The 17429-nt window shown below is 64.2% G+C and carries 10 protein-coding genes, 2 tRNA genes and 3 rRNA genes; 3 read left to right on the top strand and 12 right to left on the bottom strand.

Translation table 11 applies throughout. The annotated features are described in order from the left end of the window. Window positions 1-7 precede the first annotated feature (7 nt). Genes Q0Z83_RS37810 through Q0Z83_RS37820 form a run of 3 tightly spaced genes read right to left on the bottom strand, consistent with a single transcriptional unit; the run spans window position 8 to window position 4367 of the window. Window positions 8-406, bottom strand: coding sequence for a DUF4233 domain-containing protein (locus tag Q0Z83_RS37810; protein ID WP_317788122.1), 399 nt, complete (start codon window positions 404-406; stop codon window positions 8-10). Then, window positions 403-1731 carry a bifunctional folylpolyglutamate synthase/dihydrofolate synthase gene (locus tag Q0Z83_RS37815; protein ID WP_317788123.1) on the bottom strand — a complete coding sequence of 443 codons (1329 nt, stop codon included), beginning with the start codon at window positions 1729-1731 and terminating at the stop codon, window positions 403-405. Before Q0Z83_RS37815 ends, Q0Z83_RS37810 begins: the two co-directional genes overlap by 4 nt. Beyond that, window positions 1728-4367 carry a valine--tRNA ligase gene (locus tag Q0Z83_RS37820; RefSeq protein WP_317788124.1) on the bottom strand — a complete coding sequence of 880 codons (2640 nt, stop codon included), beginning with the start codon at window positions 4365-4367 and terminating at the stop codon, window positions 1728-1730. The genes Q0Z83_RS37815 and Q0Z83_RS37820 overlap by 4 nt, the downstream gene beginning before the upstream one ends. Before the next feature lie 402 nt (window positions 4368-4769). On the opposite strand from Q0Z83_RS37820, the gene Q0Z83_RS37825 reads away from it, so the two are divergent. Beyond that, on the top strand, window positions 4770-5303 hold the full coding sequence (locus tag Q0Z83_RS37825) for a hypothetical protein (protein WP_317788125.1): 534 nt from the start codon (window positions 4770-4772) through the stop codon (window positions 5301-5303). 132 nt (window positions 5304-5435) lie between these two features. On the opposite strand, the gene rrf is transcribed toward Q0Z83_RS37825, so the two are convergent. From rrf to Q0Z83_RS37840, 3 genes are all read right to left on the bottom strand, one after another. Then, window positions 5436-5552 (bottom strand): 5S ribosomal RNA (gene rrf, locus Q0Z83_RS37830). Window positions 5553-5649: 97 nt separating this feature from the next. Continuing rightward, window positions 5650-8757, bottom strand: a 23S ribosomal RNA gene (locus Q0Z83_RS37835). Window positions 8758-9133: 376 nt separating this feature from the next. After that, a 16S ribosomal RNA gene (locus Q0Z83_RS37840) occupies window positions 9134-10651 on the bottom strand. Together the 16S, 23S and 5S rRNA genes form the textbook arrangement of a ribosomal RNA operon. Before the next feature lie 596 nt (window positions 10652-11247). Here Q0Z83_RS37840 and Q0Z83_RS37845 point away from each other — a divergent pair. Then, window positions 11248-11463, top strand: coding sequence for a hypothetical protein (locus Q0Z83_RS37845; RefSeq protein WP_317788126.1), 216 nt, complete (start codon window positions 11248-11250; stop codon window positions 11461-11463). 39 nt (window positions 11464-11502) lie between these two features. On the opposite strand, the gene Q0Z83_RS37850 is transcribed toward Q0Z83_RS37845, so the two are convergent. From Q0Z83_RS37850 to Q0Z83_RS37875, 6 genes are all read right to left on the bottom strand, one after another. Continuing rightward, window positions 11503-12297 (bottom strand): carbon-nitrogen hydrolase family protein, encoded by a 795-nt coding sequence (locus Q0Z83_RS37850; protein WP_317788128.1) that lies wholly within the window; start codon window positions 12295-12297, stop codon window positions 11503-11505. A gap of 364 nt (window positions 12298-12661) precedes the next feature. Continuing rightward, on the bottom strand, window positions 12662-13954 hold the full coding sequence (clpX, locus tag Q0Z83_RS37855) for an ATP-dependent Clp protease ATP-binding subunit ClpX (protein WP_109595800.1): 1293 nt from the start codon (window positions 13952-13954) through the stop codon (window positions 12662-12664). A gap of 216 nt (window positions 13955-14170) precedes the next feature. Further along, window positions 14171-14827 (bottom strand): ATP-dependent Clp protease proteolytic subunit, encoded by a 657-nt coding sequence (locus tag Q0Z83_RS37860; RefSeq protein ID WP_317788129.1) that lies wholly within the window; start codon window positions 14825-14827, stop codon window positions 14171-14173. An 11-nt stretch (window positions 14828-14838) separates the two neighbouring features. Beyond that, complete coding sequence (locus tag Q0Z83_RS37865) at window positions 14839-15477, bottom strand: ClpP family protease (RefSeq protein WP_317788131.1); 639 nt, start codon at window positions 15475-15477, stop codon at window positions 14839-14841. Between the two features lie 207 nt (window positions 15478-15684). Continuing rightward, entirely contained in the window at window positions 15685-17028 is a 1344-nt protein-coding gene (gene tig / locus Q0Z83_RS37870; RefSeq protein WP_317788132.1) for a trigger factor, read from the bottom strand. Between the two features lie 38 nt (window positions 17029-17066). After that, window positions 17067-17140, bottom strand: a tRNA-Pro gene (locus tag Q0Z83_RS37875). Between the two features lie 130 nt (window positions 17141-17270). Here Q0Z83_RS37875 and Q0Z83_RS37880 point away from each other — a divergent pair. Beyond that, a tRNA-Gly gene (locus tag Q0Z83_RS37880) sits at window positions 17271-17344 on the top strand. The last annotated feature ends 85 nt before the right edge of the window (window positions 17345-17429 follow it).

Below are 17429 nucleotides of genomic sequence, written 5' to 3' on the forward strand. Positions count from 1 at the left end.
CGCCTTTTCACTTCCCGAGGATCGTTCGTCGGACATGCATGGCGTACGCCCAGGTGAGCCCGAAGATCACCCCGACCGCCGCGAGTGTCCAGTGCAGGAATCCACCGGCCAGCAGCAGCCCCTGAAGGACGGCCCCGCCGGTCCACGCCCAGTCCCGTTTCATCGACCCGGCCAGCACGATCGCCAGCACCGTGGCCACGAGCACCGCGATGATCGCCGGCCCTTTGCGGTCTCCCGCGATCACGGCCAGCGGCGCGATCGTGAGGAGCAGCACGATCACTTCCAGCGCCAATGTTCCGGCGCCGAGTCCCCGTACCGCCGCCTGCGGATTCTTGAGGCCGGAAGGCCGAGGCGCGGCAACCGGAACGCCTTCGGACGGCGTCGCGTCGTCTTCCGGACCGGTCATCGCTTCAGCAGCTTCCGTGCGTCGGCGACGGTCACCACCGAGCCGGTGATGAGCACACCGACGCCGCTGAGCTCGCCTGACGCGTCCTCCTCGGCCTGGACGACGGCTTCCTCGATGGCGTCGGGCATGTCCGACGCGACGGTGACCCGGTCCTCACCGAACACCTCGATCGCGAGCCGGCCGAGTTCCACCGCGGGCAGGGCGCGCGGTGAACTGTTCTGGGTGACCACGAGCCGGGCGACGACGGGTTCGAGCAGTTCGAGGAGCCCGGTCACGTCCTTGTCACCGAGCACCGACAGCACCGCGACCAGGTGCCGGAAGGTGAACTCCTCCTCCAGCGCGGCGACCGTGGCGGCCATGCCGTGGGGGTTGTGCGCGCCGTCGAGCAGGATGGTCGGCGCGCTGCGGACGCGTTCCAGCCGGCCGGGCGAGTCGACCCGGGCGAACCCCTCCCGGACCAGGTCGGCTTCGAGCTGCTTGCCCGGCCCGGCACCGAGGAACGCCTCGACCGCGGCGAGCGCCATCGCGGCGTTCTGCGCCTGGTGCGCTCCGAAGAGCGGCAGGAAGATCTCGTGGTACACCCCGCCGAGCCCCTGGAGGCTGAGCAGCTGACCGCCGACCGCCTGGTGGCGCTCGATGACGCCGAACTCGCTGCCCTCCCGGGCGAGGGTGGCCCCCATGTCCGCGCAGCGTTCCAGGATGGGCCGCATGGCCTCCTCGGTCTGCAGCGCGGTGACCACGGTGGCACCGTGGTGGATGATGCCGACCTTGTGCCAGGCGATGTCCTCGATCGTGTCGCCCAGCCACTCGGTGTGGTCGAGTCCGATCGGGGTGAGCACGCAGACTCCGGCTTCGATGACGTTCGTGGCGTCCTCTTCACCGCCGAGTCCGACCTCGACGACCGCGATGTCGACCGGGGCGTCGGCGAACGCCGCGTACGCCATGGCGGTCGTCATGTCGAAGTAGGTCAGCGGCTCCGTGTTGCGCGCATCGATCAGCTCGGCCACCGGCGCCACATCGTGGTACGTGGCGACGAACCGCTCCTCGGACACCGGCTCACCGTCCAGGCTGATCCGCTCGCGAACCGACTCCAGGTGCGGGCTGGTGTAGCGGCCGGTGTGCAGCCCGTGTGCCTGCAGCAGCGCGTCGATCATCCGGGCCGTGCTGGTCTTGCCGTTGGTGCCGGTCAGGTGGATCGCCGGGTAGGCCCGCTGCGGGCTGCCCAGCACGTCCACCAGATCCCGGATCTTCTGCATGTCGAAGACCATGCGGGTGAAGCCGCGCTTGTTCAGCGCGGCCTCGACCTCGTCGTATTCGGTACTCATGCGCTCGGCAACGCCTCGAGGGCGGCCGCGATCCGGACCAGATCGGCTTCGGCGGCGGCCAGCCGGTCCTTGATCTTCGCGACCACGGCTTCCGGTGCCTTGCCGACGAACGCCTCGTTGCCGAGCTTGGCCCGGCACTGGGTGGCCTCCTTCTCGGCGGCGGCCCGGTCCTTCTCCAGACGGGCCCGCTCGGCGGCCACGTCGATGGCGCCACGCGTGTCCAGGTCGACGGTGATGCCGCCGGTCACCGCAAGGGTCGCGGTGGTGGCGAAGTCGGCGCCCGGGGCGTCGAGCCGGGCCAGCGAACGGATCAGCGGCTCGTGCGTGTCGATGCCGACGTTGCCCAGGCCGGTCAGCGCGGCGGTGACCCGCTGGCTCGGCTTGAGACCCTGGTCGGACCGGAACCGCCGGACCTCGGTGACCACCTTCTGCAGGGCGGCCAGCTCCTCCTCGGCGGCGTCGTCGATCAGCTCCTGGTCGACGGTGGGCCACGCCGCGGTCATCACCGTCTCGCCGCCGGTGAGCGCGATCCAGAGCTCCTCGGTGACGAACGGGACGACCGGGTGCAGCAGGCGCAGCAGCTGGTCGAGCACGTGCCCGAGGACCCGCCGGCTCCGCGCCGCCTCCGGGGTCTCGGAGGCCAGCACCGGCTTACTCAGCTCCAGGTACCAGTCGCACACGTCGTCCCACGCGAAGTGGTACAGCGCGTCACAGACCTTCGCGTACTCGTAGGCGGCGAAGTAGCCGTCGACCTCGGCGGTCACGTGCTGCAGGCGGGAGAGAACCCACCTGTCGATCGCGGAGAGCTCCGACGGCGCCGGCAGCGGCCCGTCGACGGTGGCGCCGTTCATCAGGGCGAACCGGGTAGCGTTCCACAGCTTGTTGCAGAAGTTGCGGGAGCCCTGGCACCACTCCTCGCTGATCGGCACGTCAGAGCCGGGGTTGGCGCCGCGGGCCAGCGTGAAGCGGGTGGCGTCGGCGCCGTACCGCTCGATCCAGTCGAGGGGGTCGACGACGTTGCCGAACGACTTCGACATCTTCTTGCCGAACTGGTCGCGGACCATGCCGTGCAGGTTGACCACGTCGAACGGCTGCTTGCCGTCCATCGCGTACAGCCCGAACATCATCATCCGGGCGACCCAGAAGAACAGGATGTCGTAGCCGGTGACCAGCACACTGGTCGGGTAGAACTTCTCCAGGTCGGCGGTCTGCTCCGGCCAGCCCAGCGTGGAGAACGGCCACAGGCCCGACGAGAACCAGGTGTCGAGGACGTCCTCGTCCTGCGTCCAGCCCTCACCCGACGGCGGCTGCTCGTCCGGCCCGACGCAGACGATCTGGCCCTCCGGCCCATACCACACCGGGATCCGGTGACCCCACCACAGCTGGCGCGAGATGCACCAGTCATGCATGTTGTCGACCCACGCGAAGTAGCGCTTGGACAGCTCGGCCGGCTCGATCTTGACCCGGCCGTCGCGCACCGCGTCACCGGCCGCCTTCGCGAGGGGGCCGGTGCTGACGAACCACTGCAGCGACAGCCGCGGCTCGACCGTGGTCTTGCACCGCGAGCAGTGCCCCACCGAGTGCAGGTAGGGCCGCTTCTCGGCGACGATCCGACCCTGCTCCCGCAGCGCGGCGACGATCGCCGGACGCGCCTCATAACGATCGAGACCTTCGAACGGCCCGGGTACGGTGATGATCGCCCGCTCGTCCATGATCGCCGGGCTGGGCAGGTTGTGCCGCTGGCCGATCTCGAAGTCGTTGGGGTCGTGGGCGGGTGTCACCTTGACGGCGCCGGTCCCGAAGGACGGGTCGACGTGCTCGTCGGCCACGATCGGGATCCGCCGGCCGGTCAGCGGCAGCTCCACCTCGGTGCCGACCAGGTGCTTGTACCGCTCGTCGTCGGGGTGCACGGCCACCGCGGTGTCACCGAGCATCGTCTCGGCCCGCGTGGTGGCGACGACGATCGAGTTCTCCCCCTCGCCGTAGCGGATCGAGACCAGCTCGCCCTCATCGTCGCTGTGCTCCACCTCGATGTCGCTGAGCGCGGTCAGACAGCGCGGGCACCAGTTGATGATCCGGTTGGCCCGGTAGATCAGCCCGTCGTCGTACATCCGCTTGAAGATCGTCTGCACGGCCCGGGACAGGCCCTCGTCCATGGTGAACCGCTCACGGGACCAGTCGACGGAATCGCCGAGCCGCTTCATCTGGCCCAGGATCGCGCCACCGGACTCGGCCTTCCACTCCCAGACCCGCTCGACGAACGCCTCGCGGCCCAGGTCGTGCCGGGACAGCTGCTGGGCGGCGAGCTGCCGCTCCACCACGTTCTGGGTGGCGATGCCGGCGTGGTCCATGCCGGGCAGCCACAGCACCTCGAAGCCCTGCATCCGCTTGAGACGGACCAGGGTGTCCTGGATGGTGTGGTCGAGGGCGTGGCCCACGTGCAGGGACCCGGTCACGTTCGGTGGCGGGATCACGATCGTGAAGGGCGGCTTGTCACTCTTCGGGTCTGCGGTGAAGTAGCCCTCCGATACCCAACGCTCGTACCGCCGCTGCTCTACCTCGCCCGGCTGGTACTGAGCGGAGAGTCCACCGGTGGGCCGGCTGTCGGGGGTACGGGTTTCGGTCGCATCGGTCACCCGACAAGTCTACGGAGCCCCGCCGACCGCGACGAATTCGCACCTCCTCCGAACGATGCCCACCCCCTGTCCGCCCGCTCCACCGGTCGTTTCGCCCGGCCTGCCACGAATCGCCGCCCGCACCGCGCCACCGGGCTCGCGACGGCGAGATAGGCTCGCCTGATGTCGGATCGCGGCCAGCAGACACCCTCTTCCGCATCACCCGAAGAGGACTTCCCCGACCCGGCTCCCCACGCACCGTCAGCAACCGACGGTGACCCGGCTCCTCTCTCACCGTCAGCAACCGACGGTGACGTTCCGCTCGAACTCAGCGCAACCGACGACGGTGACACTGCGTTCAGCCTCACCGGCCAGGACGAGGAGGAGGCGGACAGTCCGGCGAAGCCGCACACCGCTCGCACCGTGGTGCTGGCCAGTCTGCTGCTGGTGTCGCTGGCCGGCGCATCGGCGCTCGCATGGTTCGGCTGGCAGGTCAATTCGCAGCGCCAGACCACTCTGTCCACGCCTTCGAAGATCGGTGCCCTCACGCTCGACGACAGCGAGCAGGCCACCTCCACCGCGGACTATCTGCAGAGCGCCCTGTCCGCCGAGATCGCCCTCACCAAGGCGGTCGGCGCCGTCTACAACAGCTCCGACGAACGCTCGGTGCTGTTCTTCGGCGGCACCACTCTGCTGTGGTCCCCGGAAAGCGACCTGGACACGTCATTCGATCTGGTGAGCGACGACAAGGGCGCGATCTCCGACCTGAAAGAGGTCGACGCCGGCGATTTAGGCGGCGTCATGAAATGCGGAGTCTCGAAGTCGACGGACGGCGACATGACGGTCTGCGGCTGGGCCGACCACGGAAGCATCGCCCTGGCCCTGTTCCCGAGCCGCAGCGAATCCGAAGCGGCCCCCCTGATGCGCGAATTGAGAAGCGCAATTCAAACCCGCTGATTCGATACGTGCCACGACTCCCACAACCGCAGACCACCCAGCCCCCGGCTGCGCCGCGACCGCTCTTCTCCACACAGTCGCGGAAACACAGAAAGGCCCACCCGTTTCCGGGTGGGCCTTTCCATACGATGAGTCCGGCGGCGTCCTACTCTCCCACACCCTCCCGAGTGCAGTACCATCGGCGCTGGAGGGCTTAGCTACCGGGTTCGGAATGTAACCGGGCGTTTCCCCTCCGCTATGACCACCGAAACAGCCATCAGCTTCACGTACAACCAGCAACCTGCATGTGCAGGGTGGTCGTTCGTTTGCTGTGAATCACACAGTGGACGCAAGCGCAATGTATAGGGTGGTTAAGCCCTCGGCCTATTAGTACCGGTCAACTCAACACGTTACCGTGCTTACATCTCCGGCCTATCAACCCAATAGTCTATTGGGAGCCTTACCCACTCAAGGTGGTGGGATACCTCATCTCGAAGCGAGCTTCCCGCTTAGATGCTTTCAGCGGTTATCCCTTCCGAACGTAGCCAACCAGCCATGCTCCTGGCGGAACAACTGGCACACCAGAGGTTCGTCCGTCCCGGTCCTCTCGTACTAGGGACAGCCCTTCTCAAGTATCCAACGCGCACGGCGGATAGGGACCGAACTGTCTCACGACGTTCTAAACCCAGCTCGCGTACCGCTTTAATGGGCGAACAGCCCAACCCTTGGGACCTGCTACAGCCCCAGGATGCGACGAGCCGACATCGAGGTGCCAAACCATCCCGTCGATATGGACTCTTGGGGAAGATCAGCCTGTTATCCCCGGGGTACCTTTTATCCGTTGAGCGACACCGCTTCCACACGCAAGTGCCGGATCACTAGTCCCGACTTTCGTCCCTGCTCGACCCGTCAGTCTCACAGTCAAGCTCCCTTGTGCACTTACACTCAACACCTGATTGCCAACCAGGCTGAGGGAACCTTTGGGCGCCTCCGTTACCCTTTAGGAGGCAACCGCCCCAGTTAAACTACCCACCAGACACTGTCCCTCGACCCGATCAGGGCCGCAAGTTAGATACCCAAACCCAACAGAGTGGTATTTCAACAATGCCTCCACCCGAACTGGCGTCCGAGCTTCACCGGCTCCCACCTATCCTACACAATTAAATTCGGATACCAATGTCAAGCTATAGTAAAGGTCCCGGGGTCTTTCCGTCCTGCCGCGCGTAACGAGCATCTTTACTCGTACTGCAATTTCGCCGGGCCTGTGGTTGAGACAGTGGGGAAGTCGTTACGCCATTCGTGCAGGTCGGAACTTACCCGACAAGGAATTTCGCTACCTTAGGATGGTTATAGTTACCACCGCCGTTTACTGGCGCTTAAGTTCTCCGCTTCGCCCCGAAGAGCTAACAGGTCCCCTTAACGTTCCAGCACCGGGCAGGCGTCAGTCCATATACATCGTCTTACGACTTGGCATGGACCTGTGTTTTTAGTAAACAGTCGCTTCCCCCTGCTCTCTGCGGCCATACCACGCTCCACCCGCAAGGGGCTTCACGCGTCCGGCCCCCCTTCTCCCTAAGTTACGGGGGCAATTTGCCGAGTTCCTTAACCACAGTTCACCCGTCGCCTCGGTATTCTCTACCTGACCACCTGTGTCGGTTTCGGGTACGGGCCGCTCGAAACATCGCTAGAGGCTTTTCTCGGCAGCATAGGATCAATGACTTCACCAGAACGGCTCGGCATCACGTCTCAGCCTACATGCACCGCGGATTTGCCTACGGTACGGCCTACACGCTTACCCCGGCACAACCACCGGCCGGGATCATCTACCTTCCTGCGTCACCCCATCGCTAAACTACTACCACCCAAGGTCCTAGACTCCACCGACTCAGACCGAAGTCCTCGCCGGCTTTGCGTAGTTAGTACAGATGGGTTCGTCTTGGGCGCTTCTTTGCGGGTACGGGAATATCAACCCGTTATCCATCGACTACGCCTCTCGGCCTCGCCTTAGGCCCCGACTCACCCAGGGCGGATTAGCCTGGCCCTGGAACCCTTGGTCATCCGGCGGAAGGGGTTCTCACCCTTCATTCGCTACTCATGCCTGCATTCTCACTCGTATGGCGTCCACGGCTGGATCACTCCGCCGCTTCACCCGCCATACGACGCTCCCCTACCCATCCACACACCTGCACGACAACCTCAAGGGCGTCGCGGAGTTAATGTGTGAATGCCACAGCTTCGGCGGTGTGCTTGAGCCCCGCTACATTGTCGGCGCGGAACCACTTGACCAGTGAGCTATTACGCACTCTTTAAAGGGTGGCTGCTTCTAAGCCAACCTCCTGGTTGTCCATGCGATCCCACATCCTTTTCCACTTAGCACACGCTTAGGGGCCTTAGCTGGCGATCTGGGCTGTTTCCCTCTCGACTACGAAGCTTATCCCCCGCAGTCTCACTGCCGCGCTCTCACTTACCGGCATTCGGAGTTTGGCTGATTTCAGTAAGCTTGTGGGCCCCCTAGACCATCCAGTGCTCTACCTCCGGCAAGAAACACGCGACGCTGCACCTAAATGCATTTCGGGGAGAACCAGCTATCACGGAGTTTGATTGGCCTTTCACCCCTAACCACAGGTCATCCCCCAACTTTTCAACGTTGGTGGGTTCGGTCCTCCACGCAGTCTTACCCACGCTTCAACCTGCCCATGGCTAGATCACCCCGCTTCGGGTCTAGAGCATGCGACTGAAAACGCCCTATTCAGACTCGCTTTCGCTACGGCTTCCCCACACGGGTTAACCTCGCCACATGCCACTAACTCGCAGGCTCATTCTTCAAAAGGCACGCCATCACCCCTAAAGGCTCTGACGGATTGTAGGCGAACGGTTTCAGGTACTATTTCACTCCCCTCCCGGGGTACTTTTCACCATTCCCTCACGGTACTAGTCCGCTATCGGTCACCAGGAAGTATTCAGCCTTACCAGGTGGTCCTGGCAGATTCACAGCAGATTCTAGGAGTCCGCTGCTACTCGGGAACACCACAAAGAGGTCATAGATTTTCGCTTACGGGGCTCTCACCCTCTACGGCCGGCTTTCCCACACCGTTCAACTAACCTATGACTTTGTAACTCTTCGACTGCCTGTCAGAACAATCAAGTAGGTCCCACAACCCCGGATATGCAACGCCTGACAGCTATCACACATATCTGGTTTAGGCTACATCCGCTTTCGCTCGCCACTACTCACGGAATCACGGTTGTTTTCTCTTCCTACGGGTACTGAGATGTTTCACTTCCCCGCGTTCCCCTCACATGCCCTATGAATTCAGGCATGGATGACACGACATGACTCGTGCCAGGTTTCCCCATTCGGACACCCTGGGATCACAGCTAGGTTGGCAGCTCCCCCAGGCCTATCGCGGCCTCCCACGTCCTTCATCGGCTCCTGGTGCCAAGGCATCCACCGTTCGCCCTTGACAACTTAACCACAGAAAACAAGATGCTCGCGTCCACTGTGCAATTCTCAACCAACGACCAACCCACAACCCGATCCAGCAGCTCACCAGCACCACTCACAGCGGCCGGTATGGGCTGCCAGGCTGTGCCTGGCATTGAAAAACAACCACCCTCACGGGCACCGGCACTCAGCCGACCTACGCGGGTTGTTCTTTCAGATACCCAACAGGGTGCTTTTCTTTGACGCTCTCGCCAGCCGCACCAGCTCTGTTCCACGCCCGAAGGCTGTACTAAGAAGCCGGCCGTTGCCGGTCCGAACTAGCCAGTGTCTCCGCCTATGAGCACCCCGGTCGAGCATTCGTCGACCGCGGGCTACTGCTTACCTTTCGGTAAGAGTTGCTCCTTAGAAAGGAGGTGATCCAGCCGCACCTTCCGGTACGGCTACCTTGTTACGACTTCGTCCCAATCGCCAGCCCCACCTTCGACGGCTCCCTCCCTTACGGGTTAGGCCACCGGCTTCGGGTGTTGCCGACTTTCGTGACGTGACGGGCGGTGTGTACAAGGCCCGGGAACGTATTCACCGCAGCGTTGCTGATCTGCGATTACTAGCGACTCCGACTTCACGGGGTCGAGTTGCAGACCCCGATCCGAACTGAGACCGGCTTTTTGGGATTCGCTCAACCTCACGGTCTCGCAGCCCTTTGTACCGGCCATTGTAGCATGCGTGAAGCCCTGGACATAAGGGGCATGATGACTTGACGTCATCCCCACCTTCCTCCGAGTTGACCCCGGCAGTCTTCGATGAGTCCCCGCCATGACGCGCTGGCAACATCGAACGAGGGTTGCGCTCGTTGCGGGACTTAACCCAACATCTCACGACACGAGCTGACGACAGCCATGCACCACCTGTGCACGACCCCGAAGGACCCCACATCTCTGTGAGATTTCCGTGCATGTCAAACCCAGGTAAGGTTCTTCGCGTTGCATCGAATTAATCCGCATGCTCCGCCGCTTGTGCGGGCCCCCGTCAATTCCTTTGAGTTTTAGCCTTGCGGCCGTACTCCCCAGGCGGGGCGCTTAATGCGTTAGCTGCGGCGCAGAAACCCGGAGAGGGTCCCCACACCTAGCGCCCAACGTTTACAGCGTGGACTACCAGGGTATCTAATCCTGTTCGCTCCCCACGCTTTCGCTCCTCAGCGTCAGTATCGGCCCAGAGACCCGCCTTCGCCACCGGTGTTCCTCCTGATATCTGCGCATTTCACCGCTACACCAGGAATTCCAGTCTCCCCTACCGAACTCTAGCCTGCCCGTATCGAATGCAATGTCAGAGTTGAGCCCTGAGATTTCACATTCGACGCGACAAGCCGCCTACGAGCTCTTTACGCCCAATAAATCCGGACAACGCTCGCGCCCTACGTCTTACCGCGGCTGCTGGCACGTAGTTGGCCGGCGCTTCTTCTGCAGGTACCGTCACTTGCGCTTCGTCCCTGCTGAAAGAGGTTTACAACCCGAAGGCCGTCATCCCTCACGCGGCGTCGCTGCATCAGGCTTCCGCCCATTGTGCAATATTCCCCACTGCTGCCTCCCGTAGGAGTCTGGGCCGTGTCTCAGTCCCAGTGTGGCCGGTCGCCCTCTCAGGCCGGCTACCCGTCGTCGCCTTGGTAGGCCATTACCCCACCAACAAGCTGATAGGCCGCGAGTCCATCCCAGACCGAAAAAACTTTCCACACCCACACCATGCGGTAGAGTGTCGTATTCGGTATTAGCCCCCGTTTCCGAGGGTTATCCCAAAGTCCAGGGCAGGTTACTCACGTGTTACTCACCCGTTCGCCGCTCGAGTACCCCGAAGGGCCTTTCCGCTCGACTTGCATGTGTTAAGCACGCCGCCAGCGTTCGTCCTGAGCCAGGATCAAACTCTCCAACAAAATCTGTTGAAAAACTCATCCCGGCAACAAAAATGTTGCCAAAGGAATCTCCCACTTATCGCCTAAACGACAAGCCGGGGTATTGCCATAATTGGCACTGGCTTATCAAGCACCCTGTTGAGTTCTCAAAGAACAACCGCACATCAAGATCCGAGCCCTAATCGGACTCGCTCTTGAGGCAACCGCTCAAATGTACCCGGTCGTTTTCGCCGCACGAAGTTGACCCTCGCTGACAACGCCCAAGTGTTTCCCCGCGATGCGGGAAGTGGCCTTAGCAGAACCGGCCTACGATCGCTTCGCGATCTATCCGCCCGGCTCCCTGCTGGCTTAGCCACTCTACCCGGCCGGCTTCGCAACCGCAAATCCAATTTCTTGGATCTTCTGTTGCACCACCCGGTGTCGAGGTTGAGCATAACTCGCTCTCGACCGCCCCCGTGGCGCCTTCCGGATTGTCACTTTCGTGGCGCTCCGTGCCGGTTTCCCGCGGGCAGAGAGAAAGTTACGGCACCCATGCCGCCTACCGCAAATCGACGAACGTGCTTGTAGAGCACCGCGACGCCACACACGACGGCGGCAACCCATGACAGAGTGGTGGTATGGCCACTTCTCCCACTCTGGCGGCCGATGCGGTCCTAGGCCTGCTCGTCCCGCTCTGGCAGTGGGCGATCGGGCTGCTTGTGCTGGTCACAGTCGTGGTGTCGGCTCGGAGACTGCTGATGCGCGGCCCCACGCGGATGGGCGGTGCCCTGCTCCTGGCGGGCGTGGCGGTGGTCGCCCTGACCGCGATCAGCTATCTCGTCGGGAGTTTGTGACGCCGGATACACCTGAGATCTCGGCGCCCTCGACTCTGTCTACAGCCTGCGGTTGGCGAGACTCGGGACCTCGGTTCGGATCGTCTCCAGGCGGTCCAGGTCCAGATCGGCGAAGGTGACCCCGGTGGTGTCGGCGGCCTGGGCGATCACTGTTCCCCACGGGTCGACGATCATGCTGCGGCCGAAGCAGGTGCGGCCCGGCTCGTGGTCGCCGATCTGGCCCGCTGCAAGGACGTAGCACTGGTTCTCGATCGCCCGGGCGCGCAGCAGGACCTCCCAGTGGTCGCGGCCGGTGTGCAGCATGAACGCCGCGGGGACCACGAGGATCCGGGCGCCGGCGATCGCGAGCTGCCGGTACAGCTCCGGGAACCGCAGGTCGTAACAGATGCTCAGCCCGGTTGGCACGCCACCGACCTCGGCGACGACTGTGGTCTCGCCGGGCGCCACGGTGCGCGACTCCTGATACGAGACCCGTCCCGCGATCTCCACGTCGTACAGATGGATCTTGCGGTAGGTCGCCGCCCTCTCGCCGTCGGGCGAGAAGACCAGGGTGGTGTTGTAGGTGCGGTCGGCATCCGGCCCGGTCTCGTGGAACGAACCGGCGTGGACCCAGAGACCGAGCTCCCGGGCCGCGGCCGCGAAGAACCGGGCGAACTCGCCGTCGACCGGCTCCGGTTTCGGGGCGTCGGTGGAGCGACCGAGGAAATCGACATACTCCGGCAGGACCGCGAACTCCGCGCCGCCGGCGGCGGCGCGTTCGAGCAACTCACGAGCCACGGTGAGATTGTGGGCACGGTCTTCCCGTGAGTTCAGCTGGCAGACGGCGACACGCATGAATCGAGCGTACGGCCACCCGCCACAATCCGTGCCGACCAAAGACCCGGCTGGCTCTCAGTGCTGTCCCGGAGGGGGCAGAAGCAGCTCTGAGAACCCAGCCGCCACCCAACCGAAGACCCCGACAGCTGCTCTCAGTGCTGTCGCAGACGAGCGGAAACAGCCCTGAGAACCCAGCCACCACCCAACCGAAGACCCCGACAGCCGGATCTCAGCGCCGTCCCGAGGGGCGGAGACAGCGCTGAGGGGCGGCCGAGGTTCTGACTGTGCAAACAGCGCTGCCGCCGCCCGAGTGTGGGCAGCGGCAGCGTGACGAACCAGAGAGCCGGTCAGGCCGGCTTTCCCTCGTAGACCTGGAAGCCGGTCAGGCGGACTTCTCCTCGCGGTCTGGACGACGGCGGCGGCCGACGAACTCGCGCGGGACGATCGTCGGGATCACGTTTTCCACGACGACCTCGCGGGTGATCACGACACGTGCGGCGTCAGGGTTGCTGGGCACCTCGAACATCACGTTCTGAAGCACCTCCTCCATGATCGCCCGGAGGCCACGGGCGCCGGTGCCACGGAGCATGGCCTGGTCGGCGATCGCCTCCAGCGCGCCCTCATCGAACTCCAGCTCCACGCCGTCGAGCTCGAAGAGACGCTGGTACTGCTTCACGTAGGCGTTCCGCGGCTCGGTCAGGATCTTGATGAGCGCGTCACGATCGAGATTACGGACCGTGGTGATCACCGGGAGACGGCCGATGAACTCGGGGATCAGACCGAACTTGAGCATGTCCTCCGGCATGACCTTGCCGAAGATGTCGTCGGTGTTGCGCTCGGAGATCGACCGGAGTCGGGCACCGAAGCCCACACCACTCTGCCCGACACGCTGCTCGATGATCCGATCCAGCCCGGCGAACGCTCCGCCCACGATGAACAGGACGTTCGTCGTGTCGATCTGGATGAACTCCTGGTGCGGGTGCTTACGTCCGCCCTGCGGCGGAACGTTCGCCACCGTACCCTCAAGGATCTTGAGAAGGGCCTGCTGGACACCCTCACCGGAGACGTCCCGGGTGATCGACGGGTTTTCGCTCTTGCGGGCGATCTTGTCGACCTCGTCGATGTAGATGATGCCCTGCTCGGCGCGCTTGACGTCGTAGTCAGCGGCCTGGATGAGCTTGAGCAGGATGTTCTCGACATCCTCGCCGACGTAGCCGGCCTCGGTGAGCGCGGTGGCGTCCGCGATGGCGAACGGCACATTCAGCATGCGGGCCAGCGTCTGAGCCAGGTGCGTCTTACCGCAGCCGGTCGGGCCGATCAGCATGATGTTGGACTTGGCCACCTCGACGTCGCTGCCCCCACCGGGTGCGCCGTTCGACTCGGCCTGGATCCGCTTGTAGTGGTTGTAGACCGCGACGGAGAGTGCTCTCTTCGCCTGCTCCTGGCCAACGACGTAGTTGTCCAGGAACTGGCAGATCTCCATCGGCTTGGGAAGCTCTTCCCACTTCACCTCGCCGGTCTCGGCCAGCTCCTCTTCGATGATCTCGTTGCAGAGGTCGATGCACTCGTCGCAGATGTAGACCCCGGGGCCCGCGATGAGCTTCTTGACCTGCTTCTGCGACTTCCCACAGAAGGAGCACTTCAGTAGGTCGCCACCGTCGCCGATCCGTGCCACCTACGTTCTCCCTGCGTTCATTGGCCGGCCGTCGACCGGACCTTGTACGAGGACTGATTGCCTCGTTGCCATCTATCGTCCGCCGACCCGCCTACCTGAGGCTGCAGTCTCGACGTTACCCGCAAAGGGGCTGTTCTCCGACCCCCCAAAACGGGCGTGTCAGGGGTCGGCCAGTCTAGCGCCAGCCGGCCGGCCCCTGACACCGCACACCCAGGGTCAGACGTTCGCGGTCTGGAGGCTCTTCTTACGAGTCGCCAGAACGACGTCGACCAGCCCGTACTCCTTGGCTTCGTCAGCCGTCATGATCTTGTCGCGGTCGATGTCCTTGCGGACCTGCTCGACAGGCTTCGTGGAGTGGTGCGAAATCAGCTCCTCGAGCTGGGTCCGCATCCGCATGATCTCGCGCGCCTGGATCTCGATGTCCGACCCCTGGCCGTACCCACCCTCGGTGGCCGGCTGGTGGATGATGATCCGCGAGTGCGGCAGCGCCATCCGCTTACCGGGAGTGCCGCCGGCGAGCAGCACCGCGGCCGCGCTGGCCGCCTGGCCGAGGCAGACCGTGCTGATGTCGGGCCGCACGTACTGCATGGTGTCGTAGATCGCGGTCATCGCGGTGAACGAGCCACCGGGCGAGTTGATGTACATCAGGATGTCGCGGTCCGGGTCGGTGCTCTCCAGCGTCAGCAGCTGGGCCATCACGTCGTTGGCCGACGCGTCGTCCACCTGCACGCCGAGGAAGATGATCCGGTCCTCGAACATCTTGTTGTACGGGTTGGACTCCTTGATGCCCCACGAGGTGCGCTCGGAGAACGAGGGCAGCACGTAGCGGTTGTGCACCGGAGCGAACCCGGGAGGCATGGAAAGGTCGGTCATGGTTCAGCTCCTCAGTTCAGCGTTCCGGCACCGTCCGGGACCTGCGTGGCCCCGGTGATCACCTTGTCGATGAAGCCATAGTCCTTCGCCTCGTCGGCCGTGAACCAGCGGTCCCGGTCGAAGTCGGCCGCGATCTGCTCCTGAGTCTGACCCGTGTGAAACGCGATCCGCTCCTGGAACATCCGCTTGGTGTAGAGCATCTGCTCCGCCTGGATGGCGATGTCGGCGGCGGTGCCACCCATGCCACCGGACGGCTGGTGCATCATGATGCGCGCGTGCGGCAGGGCGAAACGCTTCCCCGGGGTCCCGGCGCAGAGCAGGAACTGCCCCATCGAGGCGGCCATGCCCATCGCGACGGTCTGCACGTCGTTGTCGATGAACTGCATCGTGTCGTAGATGGCCATACCCGAGTAGACAGAGCCGCCCGGCGAGTTGATCCAGAGGTGGATGTCCGCCTCCGGGTCCTCGGCGGAGAGCAGCAGCAGCTGCGCGCAGATGCGGTTGGCGCTCGCATCGGTCACCTCACTGCCGAGGAAGATGATCCGCTCGCGCAGCAGGCGGTTGAAGACCGAGTCGTCGAGGTTGCCACTCAGGGTGTCACCGCCGCCGCGCCGCGACACGGGCCCGGTGGGGATGTGGAGATCGGTCATGGCAGCCCTTCACAGCTTGCTGTGTCGGCCGAGGGTCCGGCCGGCAGGTTGTCCGTCGTACGACCAACCTAACTGGTCGGATGCGCATCAGCTTCCCGCTCGGGCAGGTGTTCGCTGACAGCGCATCGGGTGGCCGTACCCCCGGAAAAGACACCGGCCACCGCGCACCGTGACCGGTGCGCGGTGGCCGGGTTGAAGCGACTCAGATCAGTGGTTGTGACCCGCGTGGTCGTCGCCGTCGCGGAGGTCGTCCAGCGACAGCGTGTTGCCCTCGGAGTCCTTCATCGTGACCTGCTCCATGACCGAGGCCAGCGCCTTGCCCCGGCGCACGTCGCCGAAGACGGCGGCCGCGGCACCCGAGCGCACCAGCTGGTCGTAGTACTGCTGGGGCTGCATCTGGGCGCGCTGCGCCCGGTGCACGATCTCGTGGCCGAACTCGTCGTCGGTGACCTGAACGTCCTCGGCGTCGGCGATGGTGTCGAGCAGGAGCTGGATGCGGACGCCCTCCTGAGCGGCCTCGGTCAGCTCCTGGTCGATCTGCTCCTCGGTCTTCTCCTCGGAGGCGAGGTAGTCGGCCAGGGTCGCGCCGATCCGCTCCAGCTGGTCGGTCATGGCCTGCTTGCGGCCCTCGACCTCGTCCTTGACGACGCCCTCCGGCGCGGGGATCTGCGCCGCCTCGACAAGCTGCTTGAGCGCCTCGTCACGGGCCGCGTAGATCTGCTCGACCTTCTTCACCTTGGTGATCCGGGTCTGCAGGTCCTCACGGAGCTCGGCGAGGGTGTCGAACTCGCTCGCCAGCTGGGCGAAGTCGTCGTCGATCTCGGGGAGCTGCTTGTCCTTGACGCTCTTCACCACGACCTTCACCTCGGCGTCACGGCCGGCGAAGTCGCCGCCCACGAGCTGGGTGGTGAAGGTGGCCTCCTCGTCGGCGGACAGACCGACCAGCACCTCGTCGAGGCCCGGAAGCAGCTGCTTGCTGCCGACCTCGTGGGAGATGTTGGTGGCCGAGCCGCCCGGAACGTCCTCACCGTCGACGGTGGCGTTCAGGTCGAGCTGAACGTAGTCACCCTCCGCAGCGGCACGCTCGACGGTCTTCAGCGTCGCGAAGCGCTCACGCAGGCCGTTGATCTGCTCGTCGATCTCGCTGTCACCGATCTCGACGGCCGGAACCTCGACGGTGATCGCGGCCAGATCCGGGACGACGATCTCCGGACGGACGTCGACCTCGGCCGTGAACTTCAGCGGCGCGTTGTCGGCGAACTCGGTGATCTCGACCTCGGGACGGCCGAGGGTCTTCACGTCGTGCTCCTGGACCGCGGCGAGGATCTGCTGCGGGATCGCCTCCTGGACGGCCTCGTTCAGCACGGCGCCACGCCCGACACGCTGGTCGATCACGGCCGCCGGAACCTTGCCCTTGCGGAAGCCCGGCACCTGAACCTGCGCGCCGATCTCCCGGTACGCCTTCTGCAGGCTCGGCTTGAGCTCCTCGAACGGCACCTCGATAGCGAGCTTCACCCGAGTCGGGCTCAGAGTCTCGACGGTGCTCTTCACAGGCGTACTCCTAGTTGCTGCGGATAGTTGATAGTCAGTCGGGGTGGCGGGATTTGAACCCACGGCCCCTCGCTCCCAAAGCGAGTGCGCTACCAAGCTGCGCCACACCCCGTGGCGTCGGCCAGTGTATGCGGTCCGCTCGCCTGCGTGTGCGCTGGAGTCACCTGCTGGGGAATCCGGTTCGCGCGGACGGTAGATGATTCAGTAAGCTGTGCAGGAGCCCCGAGGTTCTCGGGGGTCACGCGGGCGTAGCTCAATGGTAGAGCCTCAGTCTTCCAAACTGATTACGCGAGTTCGATTCTCGTCGCCCGCTCCAAGGAGAAGGCCCAGGTCAGCGATGGTTTCGCTGGTCTGGGCCTTTGTCATTCACCCGCTCGGATGATCTTGCGTGCCGTTAGGCG

This window comes from Actinoplanes sichuanensis (assembly GCF_033097365.1).
In the GTDB taxonomy this organism is placed as follows: Bacteria; Actinomycetota; Actinomycetes; order Mycobacteriales; family Micromonosporaceae; genus Actinoplanes; species Actinoplanes sichuanensis.

Excerpts from the sequence above, each read along its gene's own strand:
- Q0Z83_RS37810 (WP_317788122.1), bottom strand. The coding sequence starts at position 406 with ATGACCGGTCCGGAAGACGACGCGACGCCGTCCGAAGGCGTTCCGGTT.
- Q0Z83_RS37815 (WP_317788123.1), bottom strand. The coding sequence starts at position 1,731 with ATGAGTACCGAATACGACGAGGTCGAGGCCGCGCTGAACAAGCGCGGC.
- Q0Z83_RS37845 (WP_317788126.1), top strand. The coding sequence starts at position 11,248 with ATGGCCACTTCTCCCACTCTGGCGGCCGATGCGGTCCTAGGCCTGCTC.
- Q0Z83_RS37850 (WP_317788128.1), bottom strand. The coding sequence starts at position 12,297 with ATGCGTGTCGCCGTCTGCCAGCTGAACTCACGGGAAGACCGTGCCCAC.
- Q0Z83_RS37860 (WP_317788129.1), bottom strand. The coding sequence starts at position 14,827 with ATGACCGACCTTTCCATGCCTCCCGGGTTCGCTCCGGTGCACAACCGC.
- Q0Z83_RS37865 (WP_317788131.1), bottom strand. The coding sequence starts at position 15,477 with ATGACCGATCTCCACATCCCCACCGGGCCCGTGTCGCGGCGCGGCGGC.